Source organism: Amycolatopsis sp. NPDC049252, assembly GCF_043197175.1.
GTDB lineage: Bacteria > Actinomycetota > Actinomycetes > Mycobacteriales > Pseudonocardiaceae > Amycolatopsis.
This window is the reverse complement of the sequence record NZ_JBICSQ010000017.1, coordinates 47,128-70,535: the sequence shown is the minus strand read 5'-3', so window position 1 is coordinate 70,535 and position 23,408 is coordinate 47,128. Positions and strand designations below refer to the sequence as shown.

General features: G+C 72.9%; 24 protein-coding genes and 1 pseudogene. 12 read left to right on the top strand and 13 right to left on the bottom strand.

Features of this window, described 5'->3' with window-relative positions; all coding sequences use genetic code 11:
• Positions 1 to 4: 4 nt before the first annotated feature.
• The 6 genes and pseudogenes from ACGFMK_RS20825 to ACGFMK_RS20800 form a co-directional block, all read left to right on the top strand.
• Positions 5 to 196: pseudogene (locus ACGFMK_RS20825) on the top strand (MbtH family protein); the annotation flags it as partial.
• The gene (locus ACGFMK_RS20820; RefSeq protein WP_392765548.1) at positions 176 to 436 is read left to right on the top strand and encodes an acyl carrier protein; all 261 of its coding nucleotides are present in this window, start codon (positions 176 to 178) and stop codon (positions 434 to 436) included. The pseudogene ACGFMK_RS20825 and the gene ACGFMK_RS20820, both read left to right, overlap by 21 nt.
• Positions 433 to 1,362 (top strand): thiamine pyrophosphate-dependent dehydrogenase E1 component subunit alpha, encoded by a 930-nt coding sequence (locus ACGFMK_RS20815; protein ID WP_392765422.1) that lies wholly within the window; start codon positions 433 to 435, stop codon positions 1,360 to 1,362. The genes ACGFMK_RS20820 and ACGFMK_RS20815 overlap by 4 nt, the downstream gene beginning before the upstream one ends.
• Positions 1,359 to 2,396, top strand: a complete 1,038-nt coding sequence (locus tag ACGFMK_RS20810; protein ID WP_392765419.1) for an alpha-ketoacid dehydrogenase subunit beta — start codon at positions 1,359 to 1,361, stop codon at positions 2,394 to 2,396. Before ACGFMK_RS20815 ends, ACGFMK_RS20810 begins: the two co-directional genes overlap by 4 nt.
• On the top strand, positions 2,393 to 3,511 hold the full coding sequence (locus ACGFMK_RS20805) for a 2-oxo acid dehydrogenase subunit E2 (protein WP_392765416.1): 1,119 nt from the start codon (positions 2,393 to 2,395) through the stop codon (positions 3,509 to 3,511). Before ACGFMK_RS20810 ends, ACGFMK_RS20805 begins: the two co-directional genes overlap by 4 nt.
• Positions 3,495 to 4,979 carry a hypothetical protein gene (locus tag ACGFMK_RS20800; protein WP_392765415.1) on the top strand — a complete coding sequence of 495 codons (1,485 nt, stop codon included), beginning with the start codon at positions 3,495 to 3,497 and terminating at the stop codon, positions 4,977 to 4,979. Before ACGFMK_RS20805 ends, ACGFMK_RS20800 begins: the two co-directional genes overlap by 17 nt.
• A 724-nt stretch (positions 4,980 to 5,703) precedes the next feature.
• Here ACGFMK_RS20800 and ACGFMK_RS20795 read toward each other — a convergent pair.
• Entirely contained in the window at positions 5,704 to 6,534 is an 831-nt protein-coding gene (locus tag ACGFMK_RS20795; RefSeq protein WP_392765412.1) for a class I SAM-dependent methyltransferase, read from the bottom strand.
• Positions 6,535 to 6,708: 174 nt separating this feature from the next.
• Between ACGFMK_RS20795 and ACGFMK_RS20790 the strand changes: the two genes are divergently transcribed.
• Positions 6,709 to 7,188 carry a hemerythrin domain-containing protein gene (locus ACGFMK_RS20790; protein ID WP_392765409.1) on the top strand — a complete coding sequence of 160 codons (480 nt, stop codon included), beginning with the start codon at positions 6,709 to 6,711 and terminating at the stop codon, positions 7,186 to 7,188.
• 26 nt (positions 7,189 to 7,214) lie between these two features.
• Here the strand turns inward: ACGFMK_RS20790 and ACGFMK_RS20785 are convergent, their stop codons facing one another.
• Positions 7,215 to 8,210, bottom strand: coding sequence for a LacI family DNA-binding transcriptional regulator (locus tag ACGFMK_RS20785; protein ID WP_392765406.1), 996 nt, complete (start codon positions 8,208 to 8,210; stop codon positions 7,215 to 7,217).
• 72 nt (positions 8,211 to 8,282) lie between these two features.
• Here ACGFMK_RS20785 and ACGFMK_RS20780 point away from each other — a divergent pair, with 72 nt between their 5' ends.
• Positions 8,283 to 9,128 carry a phytanoyl-CoA dioxygenase family protein gene (locus ACGFMK_RS20780; RefSeq protein WP_392765404.1) on the top strand — a complete coding sequence of 282 codons (846 nt, stop codon included), beginning with the start codon at positions 8,283 to 8,285 and terminating at the stop codon, positions 9,126 to 9,128.
• Positions 9,129 to 9,154: 26 nt separating this feature from the next.
• Here ACGFMK_RS20780 and ACGFMK_RS20775 read toward each other — a convergent pair whose 3' ends face one another.
• From ACGFMK_RS20775 to ACGFMK_RS20765, 3 genes are all read right to left on the bottom strand, one after another.
• A complete protein-coding gene (locus ACGFMK_RS20775) occupies positions 9,155 to 10,192 on the bottom strand; it encodes an ice-binding family protein (RefSeq protein WP_392765547.1) in 1,038 nt (345 codons plus the stop codon).
• A 317-nt stretch (positions 10,193 to 10,509) separates the two neighbouring features.
• The gene (locus ACGFMK_RS20770) at positions 10,510 to 11,382 is read right to left on the bottom strand and encodes an alpha/beta fold hydrolase (RefSeq protein WP_392765401.1); all 873 of its coding nucleotides are present in this window, start codon (positions 11,380 to 11,382) and stop codon (positions 10,510 to 10,512) included.
• A 59-nt stretch (positions 11,383 to 11,441) separates the two neighbouring features.
• Positions 11,442 to 12,377: an amidohydrolase family protein gene (locus ACGFMK_RS20765; protein WP_392765399.1), complete on the bottom strand. Its 936-nt coding sequence runs from the start codon at positions 12,375 to 12,377 to the stop codon at positions 11,442 to 11,444.
• A gap of 57 nt (positions 12,378 to 12,434) precedes the next feature.
• On the opposite strand from ACGFMK_RS20765, the gene ACGFMK_RS20760 reads away from it, so the two are divergent.
• Entirely contained in the window at positions 12,435 to 12,893 is a 459-nt protein-coding gene (locus ACGFMK_RS20760) for a MarR family winged helix-turn-helix transcriptional regulator (RefSeq protein WP_392765397.1), read from the top strand.
• 7 nt (positions 12,894 to 12,900) lie between these two features.
• Here the strand turns inward: ACGFMK_RS20760 and ACGFMK_RS20755 are convergent, their stop codons facing one another.
• From ACGFMK_RS20755 to ACGFMK_RS20740, 4 genes are all read right to left on the bottom strand, one after another.
• A complete protein-coding gene (locus ACGFMK_RS20755) occupies positions 12,901 to 14,928 on the bottom strand; it encodes a glycosyltransferase (protein WP_392765395.1) in 2,028 nt (675 codons plus the stop codon).
• Between the two features lie 94 nt (positions 14,929 to 15,022).
• Positions 15,023 to 15,646, bottom strand: coding sequence for a DUF998 domain-containing protein (locus tag ACGFMK_RS20750; RefSeq protein WP_392765392.1), 624 nt, complete (start codon positions 15,644 to 15,646; stop codon positions 15,023 to 15,025).
• 55 nt (positions 15,647 to 15,701) lie between these two features.
• Positions 15,702 to 17,099 (bottom strand): sensor histidine kinase, encoded by a 1,398-nt coding sequence (locus ACGFMK_RS20745; RefSeq protein WP_392765390.1) that lies wholly within the window; start codon positions 17,097 to 17,099, stop codon positions 15,702 to 15,704.
• A 10-nt stretch (positions 17,100 to 17,109) separates the two neighbouring features.
• Positions 17,110 to 17,808, bottom strand: coding sequence for a response regulator transcription factor (locus tag ACGFMK_RS20740; protein ID WP_392765387.1), 699 nt, complete (start codon positions 17,806 to 17,808; stop codon positions 17,110 to 17,112).
• Positions 17,809 to 17,971: 163 nt separating this feature from the next.
• Between ACGFMK_RS20740 and ACGFMK_RS20735 the strand changes: the two genes are divergently transcribed.
• Both ACGFMK_RS20735 and ACGFMK_RS20730 read left to right on the top strand, forming a co-directional pair.
• On the top strand, positions 17,972 to 18,442 hold the full coding sequence (locus ACGFMK_RS20735) for a DUF1707 domain-containing protein (protein WP_392765384.1): 471 nt from the start codon (positions 17,972 to 17,974) through the stop codon (positions 18,440 to 18,442).
• Positions 18,443 to 18,674: 232 nt separating this feature from the next.
• Positions 18,675 to 19,025, top strand: a complete 351-nt coding sequence (locus ACGFMK_RS20730) for a hypothetical protein (RefSeq protein WP_392765382.1) — start codon at positions 18,675 to 18,677, stop codon at positions 19,023 to 19,025.
• Between the two features lie 30 nt (positions 19,026 to 19,055).
• Here ACGFMK_RS20730 and ACGFMK_RS20725 read toward each other — a convergent pair whose 3' ends face one another.
• From ACGFMK_RS20725 to ACGFMK_RS20715, 3 genes are all read right to left on the bottom strand, one after another.
• Positions 19,056 to 19,931: a fumarylacetoacetate hydrolase family protein gene (locus tag ACGFMK_RS20725; protein WP_392765379.1), complete on the bottom strand. Its 876-nt coding sequence runs from the start codon at positions 19,929 to 19,931 to the stop codon at positions 19,056 to 19,058.
• A gap of 94 nt (positions 19,932 to 20,025) precedes the next feature.
• Complete coding sequence (locus ACGFMK_RS20720; protein ID WP_392765376.1) at positions 20,026 to 20,577, bottom strand: hypothetical protein; 552 nt, start codon at positions 20,575 to 20,577, stop codon at positions 20,026 to 20,028.
• Positions 20,578 to 20,623: 46 nt separating this feature from the next.
• Positions 20,624 to 21,502 (bottom strand): NAD(P)H-binding protein, encoded by an 879-nt coding sequence (locus tag ACGFMK_RS20715; protein WP_392765372.1) that lies wholly within the window; start codon positions 21,500 to 21,502, stop codon positions 20,624 to 20,626.
• Between the two features lie 69 nt (positions 21,503 to 21,571).
• Between ACGFMK_RS20715 and ACGFMK_RS20710 the strand changes: the two genes are divergently transcribed.
• Positions 21,572 to 22,198 (top strand): TetR/AcrR family transcriptional regulator, encoded by a 627-nt coding sequence (locus ACGFMK_RS20710; protein WP_392765369.1) that lies wholly within the window; start codon positions 21,572 to 21,574, stop codon positions 22,196 to 22,198.
• Between the two features lie 134 nt (positions 22,199 to 22,332).
• Here ACGFMK_RS20710 and ACGFMK_RS20705 read toward each other — a convergent pair whose 3' ends face one another.
• Positions 22,333 to 23,325 carry a PaaX family transcriptional regulator C-terminal domain-containing protein gene (locus ACGFMK_RS20705; RefSeq protein WP_392765366.1) on the bottom strand — a complete coding sequence of 331 codons (993 nt, stop codon included), beginning with the start codon at positions 23,323 to 23,325 and terminating at the stop codon, positions 22,333 to 22,335.
• Positions 23,326 to 23,408: the final 83 nt, after the last annotated feature.

The following is a 23,408-nucleotide window of genomic DNA, read 5'->3' as shown; positions in this document are numbered from 1 at the left end:
TCCCATGACCGACACCGCTGCACCGGCCGGCCCGGCCTACCGGGTGGTCGTGAACGACGAGGAACAGTTCTCGATCTGGCCCGCCCACAAGGAGAACCCGGCTGGCTGGCACGACGCCGGGAAGACGGCCGGGAAGGAGGAGTGCCTGGCCTACATCGAGCAGGTGTGGACGGACATGCGCCCCCGATCCGCCCGGGACGCCGACGCCTCCCCGCTCGTCCGGCTCATCGCCGAGGTACTGGAGACCGACCCGGGGGAACTCGGCGACGACGCCGGCCCCGGCCGGGCCGCGGGGTGGACGAGCCTCAAGCACATCCAGCTCGTCACGACCCTGGAGCACACCTTCGGCGTCAAGCTGTCCGCCGCCGACATCCGGGGCCTGACCTCCGTCGCGGCCATCCGGGAAACGTTGCGGGCGAAGGGAACCGGCGAGTGACCGACCAGCTGACGACGACCATCGAGAAGGCGCCGGACGCGCCACCGGCGGACGCCGACCTCGCGACGATGCTGCTGATCCGCCACTTCGAGCTCGCCCTGCTCGACCTGTTCGCGCGGGGTGAGCTGCACGGCACCACGCACACCTGCCTCGGGCAGGAGTACGTGCCGGTCGCGCTGGCCCCGCTGCTGACCGGGCGTGACTACGTCTTCAGCAACCACCGCGGCCACGGCCACTACATCGCCCGCTTCGGCGACCCGGCCGGCCTGCTCGCGGAGATCATGGGCCGCGAGGGCGGGGTCTGCCACGGCGTCGGCGGCAGCCAGCACGTCTTCCGCGACCGCTACCTGTCCACCGGGGTGCAGGGGGAGAGCCTGCCGGTCGCCACCGGGGTCGCCCTGCACCTCAAGCAGCACGAACCGGGCGCCCTCGCGCTCACCTACGTCGGTGACGGCACCTGGGGGGAGGGCGCGGTCTACGAAGCACTCAACATGGCGTCGCTGTGGCGGCTGCCGCTGCTCGTCGTCGTCGAAAACAACGGCATCGCCCAGTCGACGCCGACCAGCGCGCAGCTCGCGGGCACCATCCGGGACCGCGCCGCCGCGTTCGGCTGCGCCCACCTGCGCGTCGGGAGCACCGACCCGGCCGAGATCCGGGCCGTCGCGGGGCCGTTCGTCGAGGGGGTGCGGGAGGGCGCTCCGCTGGTCCTCGAGTTCGTCACGAACCGGCTCGGGCCGCACAGCAAGGGTGACGACACGCGGCCGGACGCGGAGCTGCGCCGGGTGCGCGCGGCCGACTGGCACGCGCGGTGCGCCGAAGCGCTGGGCGAGCCGTTCGCGGTGGCCGACGCGGCCGCGGCCGACCGGGTCGCCCGGCTGGTCGGCGAGGTGGCCGCGCGGCCACCGGCGGTCTGGGGCCGGGGGTGAGCGCGCGGCCGGTGCGCGTGGTGGAGAACCTCAACCACGCGGTGCACGAGCGCATGCGGGCCGATCCGCGGCTGTACGTCCTCGGCGAGGACGTCGCCGACCCCTACGGCGGGGCGTTCAAGGTGACCCGCGGGCTGTCGGACGCCCATCCGGGCCGGATGATCTCCACACCGATCAGCGAGAACGGCATCACCGGCGTCGCCGCCGGGCTCGCCATGGCGGGCGACGCGGCGATCGTCGAGATCATGTTCGGCGACTTCGCCGGCCTCGCGTTCGACCAGGTGCTCAACTTCGCCAGCAAGTCCGTGTCCATGTACGGGCGGCGGCACCCCATGCGCGTGGTGGTGCGCCTGCCCTCCGGCGGCGGCCGCGGCTACGGCCCGACGCACAGCCAGACCCTGCTCAAGCACTTCATCGGGATCCCCGGCCTGTCGCTGTTCGAGCTGTCCCCGTTCCACGACAACCGGGCGGTGCTGGCCCGCATGCTCGACCTCGGCGAGCCGTGCGTGTTCGCCGAGGACAAGGTGCTCTACACCCGCCGGATGGCCGCGGACGGCCGGGTGGACGACCTGTTCGACTACGGCTTCGCCGGTGCCGACGGCACCGCCCCGGCGCACGTGTCCGTCGACGCCGACGGCGACGTGGACTGCCTGCTCGTCGCGCCCGGCGGGGTGGCGGACCGGGCCATCGCCGCCATGCGCGAACTGCTGCTGCGGCACGAGATCAGCTGCCGGCTGGTGGTTCCCTCGCGGCTGTACCCGGTGGAGACCGAGGCACTGGTGAGCGCGGCGCGGCGGGCGGCGCACGTCTGCGTCGTCGAGGAGAGCACGGCGGGCGGGACCTGGGGCGCGGAGGTCGCGCACGTCCTGCACGAGCGGCTCTGGGGCCGGCTGCGGCACCCCGTCCGGCTCGTCCACTCGGCCGACAGCGTCATCCCGGCGGCCGTCCACCTGGAACGCGAGGTCCTGGTCCAGGCCGGGACGATCCGGGACGCCGTGCTCGCGGACCTGCGTGCGGAAAGGAGCCCGGTGTGAACCACATCGAGGTGCCGAAGCTCAACACCAACGACACCGCCTACGTCCTCGTCGACTGGCTCGCCGAGGACGGGCAGCCGCTGAAGGAGGGCGATCCGGTCGCCGTCGTCGAGACGTCGAAGGCCACCGAGGAGCTGTACTGCGAGCGCGACGGCGTCCTGCACCGGCTGCTCCCGGCCCCGGCCGACTGCGGGCCCGGCGACGTCATCGGCCGTCTCTTCGACGCCGAGGCGGACCGGCTGGAGTTCCTGGCCGCCGCACCCGCGCCGCCGGGGGAACCGCTTCCCGAAGGGCGCTTCACGCTCACCGAACCCGCGCGGCTCCTGGCCGACCGGCACGGGCTGACGGCGGCTTCCCTGGCCGGGCTGGGGTTGCGCGTCGTCCGCGAGTCCGACGTCCGGCGGCTGCTGAGCGAAGCCGGGCAGAAGACCTACACCCCGAACCGGGCCCAGCGCGCGGTGGCCGCCGCGGTTTCCCGGTCGCACCAGGAGATCCCCGCCGCGTTCACCGCCGTCGTCGTCGCGGTGGACCCGGCCCTCGCCACCGCGAAGGAGCTGTCGGAGCGGACGGGCGCGCTCGTCGGGCTGCCCGAGCTGCTCGTGTCCGTCCTCGGCGGCCTGACCGGACAGTTTCCGCTCTGCTACGGCGAACCCGCCCCCGACGGCGCGCTGGTGCTGCCCGAAGCGGCGCACGTCGGCGTCACCGTCGACGTCGGGAAAGGGCTCTTCGCGCCGGTGGTGAAGGACGCGGGCACGCGGTCGCTGGACGAGATCTCCGGGCTGCTGATGGACTTCCGCATCAAGGCCATGCGCGAGGACTTCCGGACCGAGGACCTCGGCGGCGCGAACATCCTGCTGTCGCTGAACAACGAGGACGACGTCCTGTTCGCCCAGCCGATCGTCTTCCCGGGCCAGACGTGCGCCGTGGCACTGGGCGGGGTCCGCCGGGAGGCGGTGTTCGCCGCCGACGGCGCGCTCACCCCGCGCTCGGTGGCCGTCGTCGGGCTCGCCTACGACCACCGGTTCGTCAACGGCAGCACCGCGGTGGGGTTCCTCAAGGCGATCAAGGCGGCACTCGAGTCACCGGAGGTGATCGCCGATGCCCGCGACCGCTGAGCGCGACGCGCTGGCCGCCGCGGCCGCCGCCGTGCGGACCCGCCGCCGTGGCCTTCCCACCGCCCTGCCCGCGTTGTCCGTCGGCCTGCTGGCCACTTACACGATCGACCCGATCGAGCCGTACCTGCGGGTGGCCCTCGCGGACGCGGGCCTGGTGCCCGAGATCGTCGTGGGGCCGTTCGACCAGATCCTGCCGGAGTGCCTCGGCGACCACGGGCGGCTGGCCCGGCTCGCCCCCGACGTGCTCGTCGTCGCCCCGCGCTGGGAGGACATGCCGGACGGCGACGAGGAGGGCGAGCTGCTGCGCCTGGCGGACGCGGCGCCGGCGGCGGCCGACCGCTGGGAGAGCTGCCTGGTCTTCGTGCTGCCCGCGCTCCCGCCGGACGGGGCAGGCGTGGCCGACGCCGGGCACGCCGACGGGCTCACCGCCGCCGTCACGGCGGCCAGGCAGCGGCTGCGCGACCGGCTCGCCGGCCGCCCCCACGTGCTGGTCGCCGACGCGGAGGCGGCCGTCCGCGAGGTCGGGGCGCTGCGTGCCCACCACCCGGCGCTGAACGCGGTCGCCCGCATCCCCTACACCGAAGAGGTGTTCTGGCGGCTGGGGCTCGGCGTCGCCCGGCTGCTGCGGGCCCACTTCGGCGGCGTTCCCCGTGCCGTCGTCCTCGGCGGCGACCTCCTGACGCCGGAGTACGCGGAGGTCCTGCGCGACCCGCTGCGGCGGCTGGGGGCGGCCGGGGTGCGGCTCGCCGCCGCCGCGGCGGTGCCGGACGGCTGGGCGCCGGACCTGGCGCTCGACGAAGCGGCGCCCGACCCGAGCCTGCTGCTGACCACGGACCCCGCCCTGGCGGCCGCCGGCGGGCGGGACGCCGTGCTCCTCGGTCCGGCCACCGAAAGCTGGGCGTCGGAGCTGCAGGAGGCGGGGGTCTTCGACCGGCCGCTGCCCCGGCGGCCCGGGACGGCTCGTCCGGTACCGGTGCGGGAATCCGCGCGGGCGTTGTCGCTGGAGGAGTTCCTGGACGGCTTGGACCTCTCGGTCACGTTCGACGAGCCGGGCGAGGCCGGGTTCCCGAAGGTGACGGAGCTGCTCGCGCGGGCCAAGGACTTCGTGCTCGGCCCGGTGCCCGGCGGGTTCGACCCCGCGGCCTTCGCGGACGGCGAGGACCGGCTGCTGCTGACGGCCGCCGTCCGCGACCGGTTCGGCGACTACGGCATGGGCGCGGTGGCCGCACTGGCGTTCGGCTCGGGCGTCTGCCGCGTCGAGGTGTTCTCGGTGTCGTGCCCGGTCATGGGCCGCGGCGTGGAACCGCTGGTGCTCCAGGAGATCGTGGCGGCGGCGCAGCGCCGCGGCTGCCGAGAGGTCGACCTGGTCCTGACGCCCACCGGGCGCAACGACGTAGCGCTGGAGTTCGCCGCGGCGGCCGAGCAGCAGGCGGGGCCGGTGGTGGTGCGGGCGGTGCGGTGCCGGTGATCCTGCCGGGTCGCTCGCGCTGCGTGATCAGCCCGGGCCGGACCCGCGCCGCCGTGCGGATCCGGCCCCGCCTCCGAACTGGAGGTGGGGCCGTGGTGGGGCGCCGGTGATCCTGCCGGGTCGCTCGCGTTGCGTGATCAGCCCGGGCCGGACCCGCGCCGCCGTACGGTTCCGGCCCCGCCTCCGAACTGGAGGTTGGGCCTGTGGTGGTGCGGGCGGTGGGGCGCCGGTGATCCTGCCGGGTCGCTCGCGCTGTGTGTGATGAGCCCGGGCCGGACCCGCGCCGCCGTACGGATCCAGCCCCGCCTCCGAAGCGGAGGTGGGGCCGTGGTGGTGCGGCGCCGGTGATTCCGCCGGGTTCGCTCGTGTTGTGTGTGATGAGTCCGGCTGGCGGCTGAGGGATGCCCGAGCCGCCATACGGTTCCGGCCCCGCCTTCGAACTGGAGGTGGGGCTGTGGTGGTGCGGGTGGTGCGGCGCCGGTGATCCTGCCGCGCTCGCGCGTGTTGTGTGTGATGAGTCCGGCTGGCGGCTGAGGGGCGACCGAGCCGCCATACGGTTCCGGCCCCGCCTTCGAACTGGAGGTGGGGCCTGTGGTGGTGCGGGCGGTGGGGCGCCGGTGATCCTGCCGGGTCGCTCGCGCTGTGTGTGATGAGCCCGGGCTGGACCCGCGCCGCCGTGCGGATCCGGCCCCGCCTCCGAAGCGGAGGTGGGGCCGGATGCGCGTCAGGCCGGCTTGCTCGCGGAGCAGGTCCACGTGAGGGGGAGCGGGTCACCGGGCAGCCGCCAGAACCCTTCGTCGTTCTCGTCGCGGACCATGGTGCTGTAGCGCTGCCGGCAGTCGACCGGCACCTCGGTGAACGTCCGGATCTGCAGGCCGGCACCGATCAGCGCGCCCATGATGTCGGGGATGGTCCACAGCCAGCTGTACTGCTTGTAGGACTCGATCTCCTGGACGTCGTCGTAGCCGTCCCCGTAGGTGGCGCTGATTTCGTCTTCCAGGGGACCGCTCGGGATCTTCTCCGGGCGGACCCGCAGCACCCCGTCCTCCTCCTCGACGGCGGCGATGATCGGGTGGATCTCCACGATGTGGAAGACCCCGCCGGGCTTGAGGAAGTGCGCCACGACCTTGGCCCAGGCGGCCAGGTCCGGCAGGAGGTGCAGCACCCCGTAGTCGGTGTAGACGATGTCGAAGGAGCCCTCGAGCACGTTGGGCAGGTCGAACACGTTGGCGTGCACGAAGTTGATGTCCGTGTTCAGCCCGTCGGCCAGCTCGCGGCCGATCTTGAGGGCCTCGTCGGCGAAGTCCACGGCCGTGACGTTGGCGCCCTGCCGGGCCCACGAGATCGCGTTCAGCCCGATGTGGCACTGCAGGTGCAGGAAGTCCTTGCCGGAGACGTCACCGAGCGCGGCCCGCTCCAGCGAGCGCAGGCTGCTCTTCCCGGCCCGGAACGTGTCGAGGTCGTAGTAGGACGAGTCGAGGTGGGCGAGCGCCCGCCGGTTCCAGCCCTGCTGGTTGCTCTTCATGCGGGTGCGGTCGTCGATGGCGGTGTCCAATGGAGGCCTCTCTTCGCTGTGATGGCCGGCGTCAGGGGATGCGCCCCTGACGCCGATCGTGTCGAGGCCCGCTGACTCGCCGCTGAAGTGCGGCGACCAGCGCGTCATCCGGGCTGCCGCGAGGTTGGCGCGACCGGTCCTGGGTACCCGGGGCTGGACGAACAGGAGGCCCCCGTGTCGACCGATGCGATCGTGCTGCTCAAGGAAGATCACCAGACCGTCGAGAAGCTGTTCAAGCAGTTCGAGAAGGCGGGTGACAACGCTTTCCAGGAAAAGCGGAAGCTCGTCGACGCGATGATCGAAGAGCTGACCACCCACACCTACATCGAGGAAGAGATCTTCTACCCGATGGCCCGGGAGGCCGTTCCGGAAACCCGCGACCACGTGCTGGAAAGCGTGGAAGAGCACCACGTGATGGTGTGGCTGATGGCGGAGCTGGTGGATCTGGACCCGGAGGACGAGACCTTCGACGCGAAGGTCACGGTGCTCACCGAGAACGTGCGTCACCACGTCGAGGAGGAAGAGGACGAGTGGTTCCCCGAAGTGCGCAAGGCACTGGGGCGCAAGCGGTTGCAGGAGGTGGGGCAGCGCATGCTCGACGCTCGCCCGGACGCCCCCAAGGATCCGTTGAAGATCGCCAGCGCACACGCCTGAGGCGCCGCGGCCGCGGGAGGGTCCGCTCAGCTCGTCTCGCGCACGACCAAGCGGTGCGGCGCGACGATCGACCGGGCCGGTCCCGGCGCGGTCGCCTGCAGGGCGAGGCGTTCCAGGGCCAGCTCGGCGACGCGGTCCTTGTCCGGTGACACCGTCGTCAGCGCCGGCACGCTGTAGCGGCCGTCTTCGATGTCGTCGAAACCCACCAGGGCCAGCGCTTCCGGCACCGCGACGCCGCGGTCGGCGGCGGCCCGCAGCGCGCCCAGCGCCAGCTCGTCGGTGAAGCAGAAGACCGCGTCCGGGGGCCGGGGCAGATCCAGCAGGCGCAGCATCGCGCGGTGGCCGTCGGCCCGGTGCAGGCGCGGCACGGCCACTTCGAGCTCCGGCTCGGCCGGCAGACCGGCCGCGGCCAGCGCGTCCCGGTATCCCGTCAGCCGCTGGCGGGCGGTCGCGTTCAGCGACCGCGGCTGGATGCCCATCGCGGCGACGCGCCGCCGGCCGGACGCCAGCAGGTGCCCGGTGGCCTCGCGAGCGGCCGCCACGTTGTCGATCGCGACGTGGTCGACGCCCGGCGCGCCGTCGTGCTCCCCGAGCAGCACCAGCGGGACCGTGTCGGTGCGGGCGGCCAGTTCCGCGGGCGCCACCGCCCACGGGCTGAACAGCACCCCGTCGACCAGCTGGCTGCGTTTGCCGTGCAGCAGCTGCTTTTCGCGTTCGGGGTCGCCGTCGGTCTGGTCGATGAGAACGGTCAGTCCCCGGGCTTCGGCGATGCGCACCGTCTTCGCGGCGAGCTCGGCGAAGTACGGCGAGTCGATCTCGGGGATCACCAGGGCCACCAGGCCGGTCCGGCCGCGGCGGAGCGTCCGGGCGGCCAGGTTGGGCAGGTAGCCGAGCGCGTCGATGCTCGCCTGCACCCGGTCCCGGGTCGCCGGGGCCACGTACCGGAACCCGTTGACGACGTTGGACACCGTCCGCACCGAGACGCCGGCGTGCTCGGCCACGTCACGCAACTTCGGGTTCATTCCCGCAGCCTAACCCTTGCAACGTGGCATGCCACGTTGCAAACTGAAGGTCACGCCGTCAGGAGGCCTGAGATGACCGCGAGTCACTGTGTCCCGTTCACCGCCGCCGAGGTCGGGTCGTTCACCGATCGCCTGGACCGGGACGGCATCATCGGCCTGCCGGGGGCCTTCACCCGCGACTGGGTGACGCGGCTCGGCGAGGACATCGACGCCGCCTTCGCCGAGGCCCGCGCGCGGCCGGACGGTGCCGTCGGCCGCGGTCCGTCCCGCTACTACGTCGAGATCCACCCGGAACAGCTGCGCGGGTTCGTCGAGCTCGCCACCCACCCGTGGATCACCGCCGTCGCCGAGGCGGTCCTGGGGCCGGCGTACCGGATCGTCGAGGTGGGCTTCGACGTCCCGCTGGCCGGCGCGGTCGACCAGCCGTGGCACCGGGACTTCCCGGCCCCCGAAGCGACCACGCGCCACCGCCGGCTGACGTCGCTCGCCGTCAACGTGACCGCCGTCGACACCGAGCCGGACATGGGACCGTTCGAGATCGCCCCCGGCACGCACTGGGACGACGGCAGCTCGTTCGACCACGGCATGTTCCCGCCGCGGGAGTCCTACCCGCGCTACCGCGAGCTCGCCACCCGCAAGTTCCCGCGGATGGGGGACATCTCGATCCGGTCGGCGCTGACCGTGCACCGCGGTACCGCGAACCGGTCCGGCAAGGCCCGCCCGGTTCTGGTCCTGGGCCTCGACGCGCCCGGAGCCGGCAACGACGCCCAGCACGACACCGCCGTGACCGGCGAGTTCTGGACGTCGTTGCCGGAGCCGCTGCGCGCCCACCTGGCCTGCCCGATCGTCGACGTCCTGACGCCGATCACCCAGAAGCACACGATCGAAGGCCTGGTGATGGGCGAATCCGGGACCTGAGGCCGGCGGGCCTTACCAGGAGCCGGTTACCGCCGTGCCCGGCGGAGGCGACGGGCGACCGCGAGCAGCAGCCCGCCGAGGATGAAGAGCAACGCTCCCAGCCCGACCAGCGGACCCAGCAGCGGGCTGGCTCCGGTCCCGGCGAGCTCGGACGGACCGGTGGGCGTGCCGGCGTGCTCCCCGCTCGTGCGGTCGGTGCCGGACCACGTCGTGCCCACGCCCCCTCCCGCCGGGCCGGTCGTGCTCTCGTTGCCGGTGGACGACGCCGTGTCCGTCGCGGTTCCCGTGCCGGTGGACGAGGCCGTGTCGGTCGCGGTTCCCGTGCTGGTGTTCGTGCCGGTGTCCGATGTGGCCGGCGTCGTGGTCGGTGTCGTCGTGGTCGGTGTTGTGGTGGGAGCCGTGTCGCAGGCGGGCGTGGTGAACGTGTTGTCGTCGAGGGAAACCTGGCCGTTGCGGGCCAGCGCGCGTCCGGCGACGACGGTTCCGGTGGTCGCCGTGATCGAGGTCAAGGCCATGATCGTGCCGACGAAGCGCGAGTGCGTCCCCAGCGTCGCCGAACTGCCGACCTGCCAGAACACGTGGCACGCCTGGGCCCCGTTGACCAGGTTCACGCTGCTCGCCGACGCCGTGATCAAGGTGGCGGCGACCTGGAAGATCCAGACGGTGCTGGAGTCGCCCCGGCCGTCCAGGGTCAGGGTCCCGCTGATCGCGAGCGGGCCGCTCGACTTGTAGACGCCACCGGTCAGGGTCCGGCCGACGAGATCACCCGCGACGTTCGCGGTCGGCGCGCGGCCGGCGGCGTCGTCGTAGGCGACGACGAGGTCGGACTGGGCCCGGCCGGCCGCGGCGTCACCCGCGTGCGTGGCTCCGGCCGCCGTACCTGGCGGAAAACCGGTGATCGCGGTACCGGGAAAGACGCCGAGGTCCTTGTCCAGCGTGCTGGGACCCGTATTGGTCACCGTCTGCCCGCCCAGCACCGAATAGGCCCCCGCGGTGCCGAGCCCGACGGGCGCTTCGGCGGCACCAGCCTGCGGCACCCCGGATACCAGGCCGGCACCGAGCATCGACACGGCTGCGCACAGGACCACGACCGCGCCTCTGCGGCGCCGGTTCCGCGTCGAACGCGTGCTACGGGATTCGCCGTTCATGGGGTTTTCCTCCACCGAGATTCCAGCCTGAGCCGGCGGGAGTCTGGGCCGGAAAACAACGATCAGGTGAACGGTAGACAGGGAAAGCGGCAAAAGGCGGAAACAGTAAAAGGTGTACCCGAAAGTGCGGGTCTTGTATCACCCACACGAGTGGTTGTGGTGCGCGTTCGCCCACGAAATCGCGTTGTTCCGGGGTCGCCGCGGCTGTGTCGCTGCCGGAGCCGAATTCCCGGTCACGTCGCGGGCAGGAATTCGCCGATGGCCCGGGCGACTTCGCCGGGAGCCTGCTCGGCCTGGTGGTGTCCGGAATGGACGTCTGCGCCACGCAGTTCCCCGGCGACCCAGGGCCGCCAGATGGCGAGCGGGTCGCCGTGGATGTCGATGTCGTCGTCGGTCGCGGCGAGCAGCAGTGTCGGGCACTGCACCTGACGGCCGGCCGCACGGTCGGCTTCCTCGTGGGCGCGGTCGATTCCCAGTCCGGCGCGGTAGTCCTCGCACATCCCGTGCACGACGGCGGGATCGTGCAGTGCCGCCCAGATGTCGGCGTGGTTGGCTTCGCCGATCTCCTGCGGTCCGGGGGTGCGGTACCAGGCGTCGGGGTCGGCGGTGATGACGCGTTCGGCGGGTTTGTCGGTCTGGGCGAGGAACCACCAGTGCCACCACGTGCGGACGAAGTCCTCGTTGAGCCGTTCGAGGTGTTCGGTGATGGGCAGTCCGTCCATCACCACGAGCCGGTCGACGACGCCGGGGTGGTCCATCGCGGCGCGGAAGGCGACGAGCGCGCCGCGGTCGTGGCCCACGATCGAGAACCGCTCGTGGCCGAGGTGCCGCATGAGGGCCACGATGTCGCCGGCCATCGCGCGCTTGGACGACTGTGCGTGCCCGGGTTCGTCCGGCGGCAGGGTGGAACATCCGTAGCCGCGCAGGTCGGGGCAGACGACGAAGTGGTCGTCCGCCAGTTGCGGCGCGACGCGGTGCCAAGTGGTGTGCGTCCGGGGATGGCCGTGGACCAGGACGACCGGGGTGCCTGATCCGCCGTGCCGTACCCGCAACCGCACCGGGCCGACGTCGACGGTTTCGTGCGTGAAGCCTTCGAACACGCTCATCTCCTTTCGTGCGAGGCCGGCGCGGCCGCGCACGACGGATACCCAGTTATCCCGGTGGCTCACCCGTGCCGGAGCCGGGGGAACAGCGCCTCCGCCGCCGTGCGGTCGACGTCGGGGAAGCGCTCGGCGCCGGGGCCGTCGTAGGTGGTGAGGCACCGGTCGAACTCCGCTCGCCAGTCCGCCGGCGCGAACGGGAAATCGCTGCCGTAGAGGACGTGGCCGGGTTCCGCGAAGGCGAACAGCGACGGGAGCGCGGTCGGTGTGGCGGACAGTGCCGTGTCGAAGTAGAACTTCCGCAGCCCGGCCAGGATGCCGTCCGGGGTGGTGCCGGGGTTGAACATCGCCGCGCCGGTGAAGCGATGTGCGGCGAAGGGCAGGAAACCGCCGGCGTGCGACAGGATGATCCGCAGCCGCGGATGCCGGTCGAACACGCCGTGGGCCACCAGGTCGAGCGCCGTGCGCGTGGTGTCGAACGGGAAGTCCAGCAGCGGGCTGGGCAGGCCGTCGAGGCGGGCGATCGGCGGTTCGGCCGGGTGCACGAACACCACGGCGTCGCGGGCGGCCAGCTCCGTCCACAGTGGCTCGTACGCCGGGTGACCCAGGTAGTGGCCGTGGGCGTTGGACAGCAGGACGACGCCGTCGGCGTGCAGTTCGTCCAGGGCGCGCACGGCCTCGGCGACCGCGCCGTCGAAGTCCGGCAGGGGAAGCACGGCGAAGTGCCCGAAGCGGCCGGGAGTGTCCTTGACGAGCTCCGCCTGGAAGTCGTTGACCTCGCGCGCCAGGTCCCGGGCCGCGGCGTCGTCGCCGAAGTGCACGCCCGGCGCGCTGATGGACAGCACCCCGGTGGTGATCCCCGCTTCGTCCATCATCGCGATCGCGGCCCCGGGGCGCCACGAGGGCATCGGCCACCCGCCCGCGGTCTGGCCGCTGTTCGCCAGCGCCTCCTGGTAGCGCGACGGGAGCAGGTGCTGGTGGACGTCGATGCGGTCGCTCATGATGTCTAGCCTCCTAATAGCTAGGTTGCTAACTATTGCTTTGCTAGGCTAGCTCGCATGACGACCGGGAACAAGTCACCGAACGCCGCCGAGGTCGACGAGCTGGTGCAGGCGGCCGACGCCGTGTTCTTCGCCATGCGCAAGGCCCGGTCGGCGGGCGCGGACCGGGACGCCGGCTTGTCGCTGCCGCAGGTCACGATGCTCGAGCCGCTGGCGAACGAGCCGGAGCTCCCGGTCGGCCGGCTCGCCGCGGCCGCCGACGTGTCCATCCCCACGGCCACCCGGATGCTTCAGCAGCTGGAAACCGCTGGCGTGGTGGCCCGCCGGCGGTCACCCGACGACGAGCGCAAGGTCCTCGTGACCCTGACCCCGGACGGACACGAGCGGCTGGCGCGGCTGCTGGCCGGCCGGCGTGCCCGGCAGGCGGAAGCGTTCAGCGCGTTTTCGCCCGCGGAACGCCGGCAGCTCGTCGCCCTGCTGCACCGGCTGGTGCCGGTGATCGACCGCATCAGCTGACCCGGCTTCAGGCGGTCTGCGCCACCGCCGGCTCGTTCACCTCGGACGTGGCAGCCGGCTCGGGCAGGCCGAGCAGGATCCGGTACTGGCTCTCGAAAGCGTCCAGGGCGCCGTCGAGGTCGTGGCCGGCGACGATGGCCCGGGACGCCTCGCCCATCCGCGTGCGGGCCGCGGGGTCGGCGGCCAGATCGGCGAGCCAGCGGGAGATCGTCGTGATCGCGCCGGGTTCGAACAGGTAGCCGTTCTCGCCGTGGTGGACCAGGTGCGGCAGGGCGAGCGCGTCGGCGGCGACGACGGGCAGCCCGGCGGCCATCGCCTCCATAGTGGCGAGGCTCTGCAGTTCGGCCGTGCCGGGCATGCAGAAGACGTCGGCCGCGGCGTACCGGCGGACGAGCTCGGCGTCGGAGACGAAGCCGTGGAACGTCACGCGGTCCGCGACGCCCAGCTCGGCGGCGAGGGTTTCGAGGTCCCGGCGGCGGGTGCCGTCGCCGACGAGGTCCGCGCGCACGTGCGGCAGCGGAGCGAGGGCGCGCAGCAGCTGGTCGACGTTCTTCTCCGCGTCCAGGCGCCCGACGAACAGCACCGACATCGGCCCGTCGGAGTGGCGGCCGCCCGCGGTGTAGTGGCCGAGGTCGATCCCGCAGGAGACAACCTGGACCGGCCGGTCCAGCCCGATGCCGGCGAGGACCTCGGCGGCGCGCGGGGTCGGTGTGGTCACCATCCGCGCGTCACGGTAGACGCGCACCAGGTCCCGCCACGCCCAGCGGGTGATCGCCTCCTTCACCCGGCGGGGGAACGGCGTGTAGCCGAGGAGGTTGTCCGGCATGAAGTGGTTGGTGGCCATCCCGGGGAGCCCGCGGCCGGCGGCCGCTTCGAGGAGGGCGCGGCCGACGCCGAAGTGGGCCTGGACGTGCACGACGTCGGGGCGCAGCCGGTCCAGGAGCGGGCCGACGGCCTGCCGGGCGCCGCCCGGGGTGCAGAACCGGTAGTCGCCGTGGAAGGGGATGGCCCGGGACCGGATCCGGTGGACGGTGTAGCCGTCGCGCTGCTCGGTGCGCGCGGGGCCGTCGGCGGACGGGCAGACGACGTGGACCTCGAGCCCCCGGCGCGCGAGCCCGCGGGCGAACCGTTCGGCGAAGAACGACGCGCCGTTGATGTTGGGCGGGAAGGTGTCGGCGCCGATCAGGACGCGCAGGCCGGACGAGGGCACGGGGATCTCCTTGGCTGGTGGCGGGTGGTGCGGAAGGGCACCGGCGAGCACGCGCACGCCGGCGAGAGCGAGGAGGGCCGCGACGGCCGCCGGGACCGCGACGGCGGCCGTCAGGCGCGGGGCCTCACCGAAGGCCAGCGCCGAGACGGCGACGGCGGTCAGCGGATCGAGCACGGTCGTGGTCCCGACGACGACGGCGGCGGGCCCGGCGGCGTAGGCACGGTGCAGGACCACGCCGCCGGCGGCCAGCACGAGCAGCGCCTGAGCGCCGAGCAGCACGGCAACGGCGGGCGGCTGGGCGACGGCGGCGTGCACGACGGCCGAGCCGAGTCCGAAAAGGACGGCCGCGGCGCCGGCCAGCACGGCGCAGCTCGCCCGCGCGAACCAGACGACCGTGGCCATCGCGAACCCGGCCACCGCGACCGACTCGGCCGTGGCCCAGCCGATCACCGTGCCCGTGGTGGCGGACGCCGCGAGCGCCACGAAACCGGCCACGCCGGCCAGGACGAGCACCACGGCGGCGAGCACCCGGCGATTGCGGGCGCGACGGCTGAAGACGACGGTGAGGACAAGACTGAAAACCCCGAGCGGCTGCACAACGGCCAGCGGAGCAAGCGAAAGCGCGACGACGTGCAGCAGACTCCCACCGGCGGCCAGCGCGGTGCCGGCCCACCAGCCGGGGGACCGCAGCAGCCGGGCCAGCGTACGCACTTTGGGCGCTCGGTCGTCGCCGGCCAAGCCACCGACCTCGTCGTGCTGCCGGGTGGCGGCGGCCGCGAACAGGATCGCGGCGAGGAGCGCGCAGACGACGGCGAGGGCGGTCATCGGGCGGTCCTGCGCAGCGCCGTGGCCGGGGTTGCCGCGATGGCGGACTCGGCCGGCAGGGTTGTTGCCGTCTGCTGCTGCGGGGCCGGAGTGGTCATCGGACGGCCCGCCGCAGGGCGGTCGCCACCGTCGCGACGATCACGAACTCCGCCAGCAGCGCGCACCGTTCCAGCAGCCCCGCCGGGAGCCAGCCGACCAGCTGGGCCGCGCCGAACGCCGCCGCCGTCACGACTCCCGCCGCCGCGCCACGCCGGAGCGACGACGCGGCGGGCCGCCAGCGCGGGTCGGTTCGCAGCCGTGCGCTCAGGGCCAGCGCCGCCAGCGGGAGGCTGGTGAACAGCACCGCCCCGCCGAGGCGGTGGATCTCGCCGGACGCGGTCGGGTCCGTCGCGCTGACGTTGCTGCGAAACAGGAGGACCACGACCAGCCCGGCCGTCCACAGCGCGAACAGCGTGCTGGCCAGCGGCGTCCGGGGCAGCTCGGCGAGGTGGGCGGCGGCGGCCAGCGTTCCCGCGGCCACGAGCAGCAGCACGACGGCCACCGTGAACAGCACCCGCCCGCCGCGGTGCCAGGCGTAGTCGCTGACCGGGTCGCGCAACGGGTTCACGTGGCCGGCGAACCCGAGGGTCAGCCCGGCGATGATCACCTGGGCGGCGAGGGCCGCGACCAAGGTCAGCGTCGCCAGCGGCGAGGGTGAGAGCGTGGACCGTGGAGTCACACCTCAAAGCTGCTGGGCGCGCATGAGAGTTCGATGAAGATCGCGCGCGGTTTCCTTAAGAAGCGGTGAGAGGGAGCACCAGGTCGAACCGGGCGCCGCCGCCGTCGGCGTGCGCGGCCTCGGCGCGTCCGCCGTGCTGGACCAGCACCTGCTCGACGATGGCCAGCCCCAGCCCGGAGCCGGGCAGGGCGCGGGCGGCGTCGGCCCGGTAGAACCGCTCGAACACGTGCGGCAGGTCGGCTTCGGCGATCCCCGGGCCTTCGTCGTCGACGCGGACCCGCACCGCGAGCGACGTCACCGACATCGTCACCCGGACCGTCCCGCCGGACGGCGACCACTTCGCGGCGTTGTCGAGCACGTTCAGCACGGCGCGTTCGAGCGCGGCCGGGCGGGCGAGCACGTCGGCGCCGGCCAGCTCGGCCTCGAAGGACACCGCCGGCCACCGCGACCGGGCGCGTTCGACCGCCGAGCCGACGACGTCGGCCAGCGCCACGCGTTCCTCCGCCTCGCTCGGCCGTTCCCCGGTGGACAGCTCGATCAGCTCGCCGATCAGCGCGCTCAGCTCGACGGCCTGGGTGTCGAGGTCGGCCAGCAGCCGGGAGCGGTCCTCGGCCGGCAACTGCCGCTGCGGGTTCGCTTCGGCGTGGATGAGCAGCTCGATGTTGTTGCGCAGGCTCGTCAACGGCGTGCGCAGCTCGTGGCCGGCGTCCTCCACCAGCCGCCGCTGTTCGTCGCGCGAGCGGCTCAACGCCCCGAGCATCGCGTTGAACGCGGTCGAGAGCCGGCCGATCTCGCCGGACGCGGTGACGTCGATGGCCGCCGAGAGCTCCTGGGTCCGGGCGACGTTCTCGGCCGCCGCGGTCAGGTCGTCGACCGGCCGCAGCGCCGACCGCGCGATCGCCCGGCCCACCAGCGTCGCCCCGAGCACCCCGGCCACGGACACCACCAGCAGCCAGATCCCCAGTCGTGCCAACGTGTGCTCGACGTCTTCGGAGTCCTGGGCGACCTGGACCGCGCCGCCGCCGGCGCGCTGGGCCGTCCAAACCCGGAAGCGGTCGCCTTCGATGCGGCGGACGTCGGAGGTGCGGTCGAGTTCCCCCGCCGCGACGGGTGCGTCGGGCGGCAGCACCGGGATGACGGGCTTCGCGCCCGCCGTGCCGGTGATCTCGCCCGTGGCGGACAGGAACTGCACGGTCAGGCCGCCGCCGTGGCCGGAGTCCGGGCCGTGGTTGTCCGTGGAGGTCAGCGTCTCGAGCGCTTCGGCCGGCGACGACGTCTTCGCGGCGAGCTGGGCGTAGGACTGCAACCGGGCGTCGAACTGGTCGTAGAGATCCGCCCGCGTGATGCTCCAGGAGATCGCCGACACCAGCACGACGGCGATCGCCACCGCAGCCGCGACGAGCACCCCGAGCCGCGCCCGCAGCGAGAGCGTCTTCCAGCGGATCCGTTTCACAGTTGCTCTTTCACAGTGGCTCTTCGCGCAGTACGTAGCCGACACCGCGCACCGTGTGCAGCAGCCGGGGCTCGCCCTCGGCTTCGAGCTTGCGCCGCAGGTAGCTGACGTAGACGTCGAGCCCGTTGGAGGCGGTGCCGAAGTCGTAGCCCCAGACGTGCTCGAACATCGCGGTGCGGGTCAGCACGATCCGCGGGTGCCGCAGGAAGGTCTCGAGCATCGCGAACTCGGTCCGGGTCAGGTGCACCGGCCGCTCGCCGCGGAACACCTCGCGCGTCGCCGGGTCCAGGGTCACGTCCGTGAACCGCAACGCCGTCGATGAAGGGACCGAGGCCGTCGGGGTGTTGTACTCGGTGCGGCGCAGGAGGGCACGCACGCGGGCGAGCAGCTCCTGCAGCGCGAACGGCTTGGCCAGGTAGTCGTCGGCGCCGGCGTCGAGGCCGGCGACCCGGTCGGTCACCGCGGTGCGGGCGGTCAGCATGAGGATCGGCACCGGGTTGCCCTCGGCCCGCAGCACCCGGCAGGTTTCGAGGCCGCCGAGCAGCGGCATGGTGACGTCGAGCAGGACGCCGTCGGGCGCCTCGGCGCGGATCAGCTCGAGCCCGGCCACGCCGTCGCCGGCGACGGAGACGGTGTAGCCCTCGAACCGGAGCGTCCGGGACAGCGAGTCCTGCACGGCAGCTTCGTCGTCGACGATCACCAGGTGCACCCTCGCGTCCCTTCGCTCAGCTCGATGACACACCGTGACTGTAGTCGAGGTCCGGGGGCGGCCGGCCAACTCTCATCGAACCTTAACGTTGGACCGCGATCGGGGCCGGATTCCGCGGCTAACCTCGCTGGAAAGGGATTTCACCGACGCGAAAGAGAAGAACATGAGCGAGAGTGTGCTCGGCGCGACCCTTCCCGCCGACGCCCCGGCGGCCGAGGGGATCCGGTGCTCGGATGCGGAACGTGAGCAGGTCCGGGCCCGCCTCTGCACCGCGGCCGGCGAAGGCCGTCTGACGATGGACGAAGTGGAGGAGCGGCTGGCCCGGATCGAGGCCGCCCGCTTCCGCCACGAACTCGCCGACGTGACGGCGGACCTGCCCGGCCCGGAGCGGAACGAGCCGGACGGCCGGCGGCCGATCCTGGCCGCGGCCGGCCGGACCCTGGCCGCCGATCTCGCGGTCCTGCTCGGCCGTGCTCCCGAACCGGCCCCCGGCCGCCGCCGGCGGTTGCTCGCGCTCACCGTCCTCATCGGACTCCTGATCACGGCCGCGGTGATCGTCGCCGCGGTGCACGGGTTCGGCGGCGACGGTTTCGAACCACACGGCATCGACGCCGGCGAGCACGGGCGCGGCTGAGCCCCGGGTACCCGCTGGTGCGGTGCCGTCGCCGCTGTCTTGGTCGACAGCGCCATCCCCGCCCCGGCCGGCGCGGGCGCGGCCGGGCAGCAGGGCCGACGGCGAGCGCAGGCTTCCGGCTCGCCGGGCAACCACGGCGGCCGCCCGGGCGTGCTGGTGGCATGACGTCATCGAGGTCCTGGCTGCCCGAACCGGCCCTGCTGTGGCTCCCGCTGGTGGTGCTGATGGGGGGGTGGCGGTGCTGTGGACCGGCGCGTCCATGCTCGCGGACGTGAACCGGTCGGCCGGCCTCGTCCCGGGGCGGGTCGTCGCGACCGAGGCCGGGGAGCACCGGACCGCGGACGTCGAGTACACCGGACCCGACGGGCTGACCACCACGGGAACCTTCGAGTACAACGACAAGAGGATCGCCCCGGGATACCGGGTTGAGATCCGGGTGTGGCCGGACGGACGGCGAGCCGAATTCGACGAAGGCGACAAGCACACCGGGCCGATCGTGTACGGCGGCCTGCTGATCCTGCTCGGCGCGGGCGCCACCGCCGCCCTTTTCGTGTGGCACCACCGAGTGCGGCGTCGAGGGTGAGGAAGATGGTTTCGTGAGCCGGCAACGCCCTCAGCGGGCCGCGAGCACCCGGCGCACCTCGTCCGCGCCCAGCACCACGGGGGAGTGCAGGGATCCGACCTCGTCGATCTCGATCTCGACCAGGTCTCCCGGCCGCAGCTCCTGATCGAGCCCCGGCACGACGGACGTGCCCGTGGAGAGCACGGCGCCGTCGGGGAAGTCGTTGTCCCGCCACAGGTACTCGACCAGTCCGGCCGGTTCGCGGTTGAGCTGCGCGGTACTGGCGTCGCCGGCGAACACCTCGTGCCCGTCGCGCCGGACGCGCATGCGGATCTCGAGCGACAGGGGGTCCGGCACCTCCCACGCGGGCCGCACCCGCGCCGACACCGCGCACGAGCCGGTGTAGATCTTGGCCTGCGGGAGGTACAGCGGGTTTTCGCCTTCGATGCTGCGGGAGCTGACGTCGTCGACGACGACGTACCCGGCGATCTCCCCGGTCCGGGTCAGCAGCAGGCCGAGTTCTGGCTCCGGCACGTTGTTGGCGGAGTCGGTGCGGATCGCGATCGGCTCACCGTCGGTGACCACGCGCCAAGCGGGCGACTTGAAGAACAACTCCGGCCGCTGCGCGCGGTACACCCGCGCGTAGACGTCCTCGTCGGCGCTCTCCTCGCGACGGGCCTCCTCGGATCGCCGGTAGGTCACCCCGGCGGCCCACACCTCCATGCGCCCGTCCAGCGGCGGCAGCAGGCGTGTCCCGGCCGCGGGCACGGGCTCCCCGGCGGCCTCGGCCAGCTCGCGGATCTCCGCCACGGGGCGGCGCAGCAGATCGCTCATCGACGCCACCGCGAGCGGCCGCAGCTGCTCGTCGGCGAGCAGGCCGACCCGGACCGTGCCGGTCCCGTCGGCGAATCGCACCAGGTGGCTCATGCCGGACCTCCTCGTTCCGCGTCGAACCTACGGAGTGCGGAGCGCGGTGGTCAACGAATGCCGGACAGCTGCCTGACCGGGCTTCGGGGGTCGCTCAGCTGATGACGATGTGCACGAACGCGTTCACGGAGTTCAGGCACTGGTTGCCGGTGCCGTTGTCGTGGTCGTGGTAGCCGTTGTCGGAGTAGTTGTCGTCCTGGTAGCCGAGGATCAGGCTGCCGCCCCGGCCGCCGACCACCATGGGCCGGCCGACCACGTTCTGCAGCCGCGCGAGGCCGGCGGTCGCTCCGGGCACGGTGATCAGGCCGTGGTAGAGGTCGTTGTCCGCGGCCGGGTCGACGTAGCGTTTCCAGGTCGAGCCGTGGCCGCCGGTCTGCACGCACCCGCCCGCGTTCACGGTGACGTGGTCACCGGGCAGGAAGGAGAACTGGTAGGTCGTCTGGGGCTGGTTCACGACCGGTTCGGTGATCGTGCAGTCGATCGGCAAGGTGGTACCGGAACAACCGGGGCTCAACACGAACGCCGAAGAGATCGCCGCCGGTGTCCGGCGGACGTTGCGGTCGCCGGGCTGGGTGGGCGAGGGGCTCTGCGCGGCCACGGCGGTGTTCGTGTTCACCGCCGCACCGATCAGCATGTGCTTTCTCATGGTCGACACTCCCGTCGACAATCCGTCGACAGGGCCGGGAGCTCGGTCATTCCCGGCCGATCGCCGGCTTGACGGCTTCTTCGGCGAACTCGCGGAAGGTGGTGGCCGTGGTGTTTCCGGCGGTGCGCGGCGTGGCGTGGTTGATGCCCCGCTCACCGGCGATGTCCATGGCCGTCACGGATCGGGCCATCGCTTCGGAGAAACCGCGGCTGACGAGGAACCGTTCGACCGCGGTGCGGTCGCCGGCCTGGTAGCGGACCGGGGTGCCGAGGACGTCGGTCAGGATTTCGGCGATGTCCCGGTACGAAAGGTCCTCGCCACCGAGGACTTCGACCGGGTCCTGGCCGGTCCAGGTGTGGTCGGCGAGGTGGCCGGCGGCGAGGGCCGCGATGTCCTTCGTCGCGATCCAGGGCATCGTGAAATCGGCCGGGAGGGTGCCCGAGACGACGCCGTTCCGGATCGTGGCCACCTGCCGCAGGATGTTGTCCATGAAGGTGGGCAGCGCCAGCGCGCGCACGTGCGTGCCGGTGCTGCGGAAGAGGTCCTCCATCGCGTGCGACGCGGAGATGTGGCCGGCGTAGATCCGCGATCCGTGCCCGAGCGCGGAGACGATCACGACGCGCGGCACCGCGTGGCGCACGACCGCGTCGGCGCCCGGGATCGACGCGGTCACGTACGCCTCGTAGGGACTGCTCGCGGTCGCGGCCGCCGGCATGAGCCAGAACAGCGCGTCCGCGCCGTCGAGGGCACGGTCCAGGACGTCGGGCTCGCGGTGCGACCCGACGACGACCTCGGCCCGGTCCCGCACCTCGGCGGGCAGCCGGCCGGGGTCCCGGACGACGAGGCGGACCGGCTCGCTCCGCCGGAGCAGCGCGGGGACGAGCTTGCTGCCGATCTGCCCGGTGGGGGCGGTGATGACGATCATGGATGATGGCTCCGAACAAGAGGAAGCAGAAGTAAACTACACTGTACCGTAAACTTTAAGGGGAGCGCCATGGCCCGACGCGGGGAAGCGCTGCGTGAGCACATCCTCGACGCGGCGAAGCTCGCGTTCCTGGAGGGCGGCTTCGAACGGACCTCCATGGACGCGATCGCGGCGCGCGCGGAGACGTCCAAGCGTTCCCTCTATGCGCACTTCCCGACGAAGGACGCGTTGTTCCTCGCGGTCGTCGAGCGGACCCGCGTCCTGTTCGGGGAGCGGATGCGCACGCCCGCCGAGTACTCCGAGCAGCCGGCGGAAGCGGTCGTGCGGTACTGCGGGCGTTTCGTCCAGCTGCTGCGGTGGTCTTCGGTCGCCAGGATGGTCCGGCTCGGCATCGCCGAGGCCGACCGGCTGCCGGACCTGGCCGCGGGCCTCTACGAGGTCCTCTTCGGGACCACGGCCGGCGCTCTCGCGTCCCACCTGGTCACCGCGCTGGGGCTCACGGCCGGCGAGGCCGAACTGGTGGCGGACGAGCTGATCGGCCTCGTCGTCCACCCGACGCTGCCACGCCTGTTGTTCGGGATCGACGCTTCCGTGGACGAGCTCCCGGAGGACACCCGCCTGGCGGCCGAGGTCGACCTCGCCCGGATCAGGCGCCTCTTCCGCGTGGTGCTGCCTCCGCCGGCCGTGGCGGATTAGCTCCGCCGCGGGTCCTCACCCGGGACGCCGGGGCACCTCGGCGCGGAGCGTTTGTCGCGGCTACGCCACGAGTTCCGGCTCGTGCGCCGGAGCACGGCGGGCGGCAACTTTTCGTGCGTCCGGCCGGGAAAGTGTCACTGCCGGCTGGCCTCGTCCAGACGGCGGGCCTCGGCGGCCTGCTCGAACGGCGTGTCGCCGGCCGGGTGGCGGTCGCCCAGGGCGGCGAACAGGGCGGCCACCTTCAGTGAGTCGTGGTGGGTGGCGAACTCGGCCAGCGCGGGATCCGTGGCGGCCAGCACCTGCCGGAACCGGAGCTCGGCGAGCGGGCCCAGGCGGTCGTAGATCTGCACGAACACCTTCTGCGCGCGGTCGCGAGCCCAGTCGGCCGGCAACAACTCGGCGGGCAGGTCCGGGTCGGTCTCCGGGAACCGGCGCCAGTCCACACGCAGTTCGGTGCGGGTGCGCAGCGCCTGCGCCGGGCTGATCAGGCCGGCCTCCAGGCCGGTGAGCACCTCTTCGTAGCGCTCGACGAACTGCTCGTACTCCCGGGCGAGGGGCTCGAGGTCGAACGCCGCGACCGGGCTGCAGGCGTCGCCGGGGACCTCGGTGGCGCGGAAGACCGTCGCGCTGCGGAGGTCGAGTTCGCGCAGCGCGGTGAGCGCCGGTCCGGTCAGGTCGTGCGGGCTGACCCACACGCCGTCGTAGAGGGCCGCGAACCGCAGGACCCGCAGCCGGGAACGCAGGGCCGTGCGCAGCCCGCGGTCCTGTTCGGGCACCGAAAACGTGACCACGGTCCACTGCCCGTCCCAGCCGGGGGCGGTCGCGCCGAAGGTCAGCATCCGGTGCGTGCGCTCGATGATCACCTCGGACGTGCGCGCGGGAATCCCGTACGCCGTCGTCCGCCCGCTTCGCGACACGGTGAGCAGGCCGCGGGCGGCGAGCCGGCGGATCGCGGCCCGCGCGCTCGCCGGGCTGATGTCGAACTCGCCCAGCAACGCCACCAGGGCGGCCGAGGGGACGTGTTCGTCGCGCCAGTACCAGAAGTCGCCGAGCAGGGACGTCAGGAGCAGCTGCGGTTCGGCTCCCTGCTGGGAGCGGGGCAGCGGCCCCGAGGACGTCGCTGTCATCGCGCGCCTGCCTCTCCCGGGAATCGGTCCGACGTCCGGCGGGGGTCGCCCGCCGCGGATGTCCATGGTGACAGTGCCGTCCG

Excerpts from the sequence above, each read along its gene's own strand:
- ACGFMK_RS20820 (WP_392765548.1), top strand. The coding sequence starts at position 176 with ATGCGCCCCCGATCCGCCCGGGACGCCGACGCCTCCCCGCTCGTCCGG.
- ACGFMK_RS20800 (WP_392765415.1), top strand. The coding sequence starts at position 3,495 with ATGCCCGCGACCGCTGAGCGCGACGCGCTGGCCGCCGCGGCCGCCGCC.
- ACGFMK_RS20785 (WP_392765406.1), bottom strand. The coding sequence starts at position 8,210 with ATGAACCCGAAGTTGCGTGACGTGGCCGAGCACGCCGGCGTCTCGGTG.
- ACGFMK_RS20780 (WP_392765404.1), top strand. The coding sequence starts at position 8,283 with ATGACCGCGAGTCACTGTGTCCCGTTCACCGCCGCCGAGGTCGGGTCG.
- ACGFMK_RS20775 (WP_392765547.1), bottom strand. The coding sequence starts at position 10,192 with ATGCTCGGTGCCGGCCTGGTATCCGGGGTGCCGCAGGCTGGTGCCGCC.
- ACGFMK_RS20770 (WP_392765401.1), bottom strand. The coding sequence starts at position 11,382 with ATGAGCGTGTTCGAAGGCTTCACGCACGAAACCGTCGACGTCGGCCCG.
- ACGFMK_RS20765 (WP_392765399.1), bottom strand. The coding sequence starts at position 12,377 with ATGAGCGACCGCATCGACGTCCACCAGCACCTGCTCCCGTCGCGCTAC.
- ACGFMK_RS20760 (WP_392765397.1), top strand. The coding sequence starts at position 12,435 with ATGACGACCGGGAACAAGTCACCGAACGCCGCCGAGGTCGACGAGCTG.
- ACGFMK_RS20755 (WP_392765395.1), bottom strand. The coding sequence starts at position 14,928 with ATGACCGCCCTCGCCGTCGTCTGCGCGCTCCTCGCCGCGATCCTGTTC.
- ACGFMK_RS20735 (WP_392765384.1), top strand. The coding sequence starts at position 17,972 with ATGAGCGAGAGTGTGCTCGGCGCGACCCTTCCCGCCGACGCCCCGGCG.
- ACGFMK_RS20725 (WP_392765379.1), bottom strand. The coding sequence starts at position 19,931 with ATGAGCCACCTGGTGCGATTCGCCGACGGGACCGGCACGGTCCGGGTC.
- ACGFMK_RS20720 (WP_392765376.1), bottom strand. The coding sequence starts at position 20,577 with ATGAGAAAGCACATGCTGATCGGTGCGGCGGTGAACACGAACACCGCC.
- ACGFMK_RS20715 (WP_392765372.1), bottom strand. The coding sequence starts at position 21,502 with ATGATCGTCATCACCGCCCCCACCGGGCAGATCGGCAGCAAGCTCGTC.
- ACGFMK_RS20710 (WP_392765369.1), top strand. The coding sequence starts at position 21,572 with ATGGCCCGACGCGGGGAAGCGCTGCGTGAGCACATCCTCGACGCGGCG.
- ACGFMK_RS20705 (WP_392765366.1), bottom strand. The coding sequence starts at position 23,325 with ATGACAGCGACGTCCTCGGGGCCGCTGCCCCGCTCCCAGCAGGGAGCC.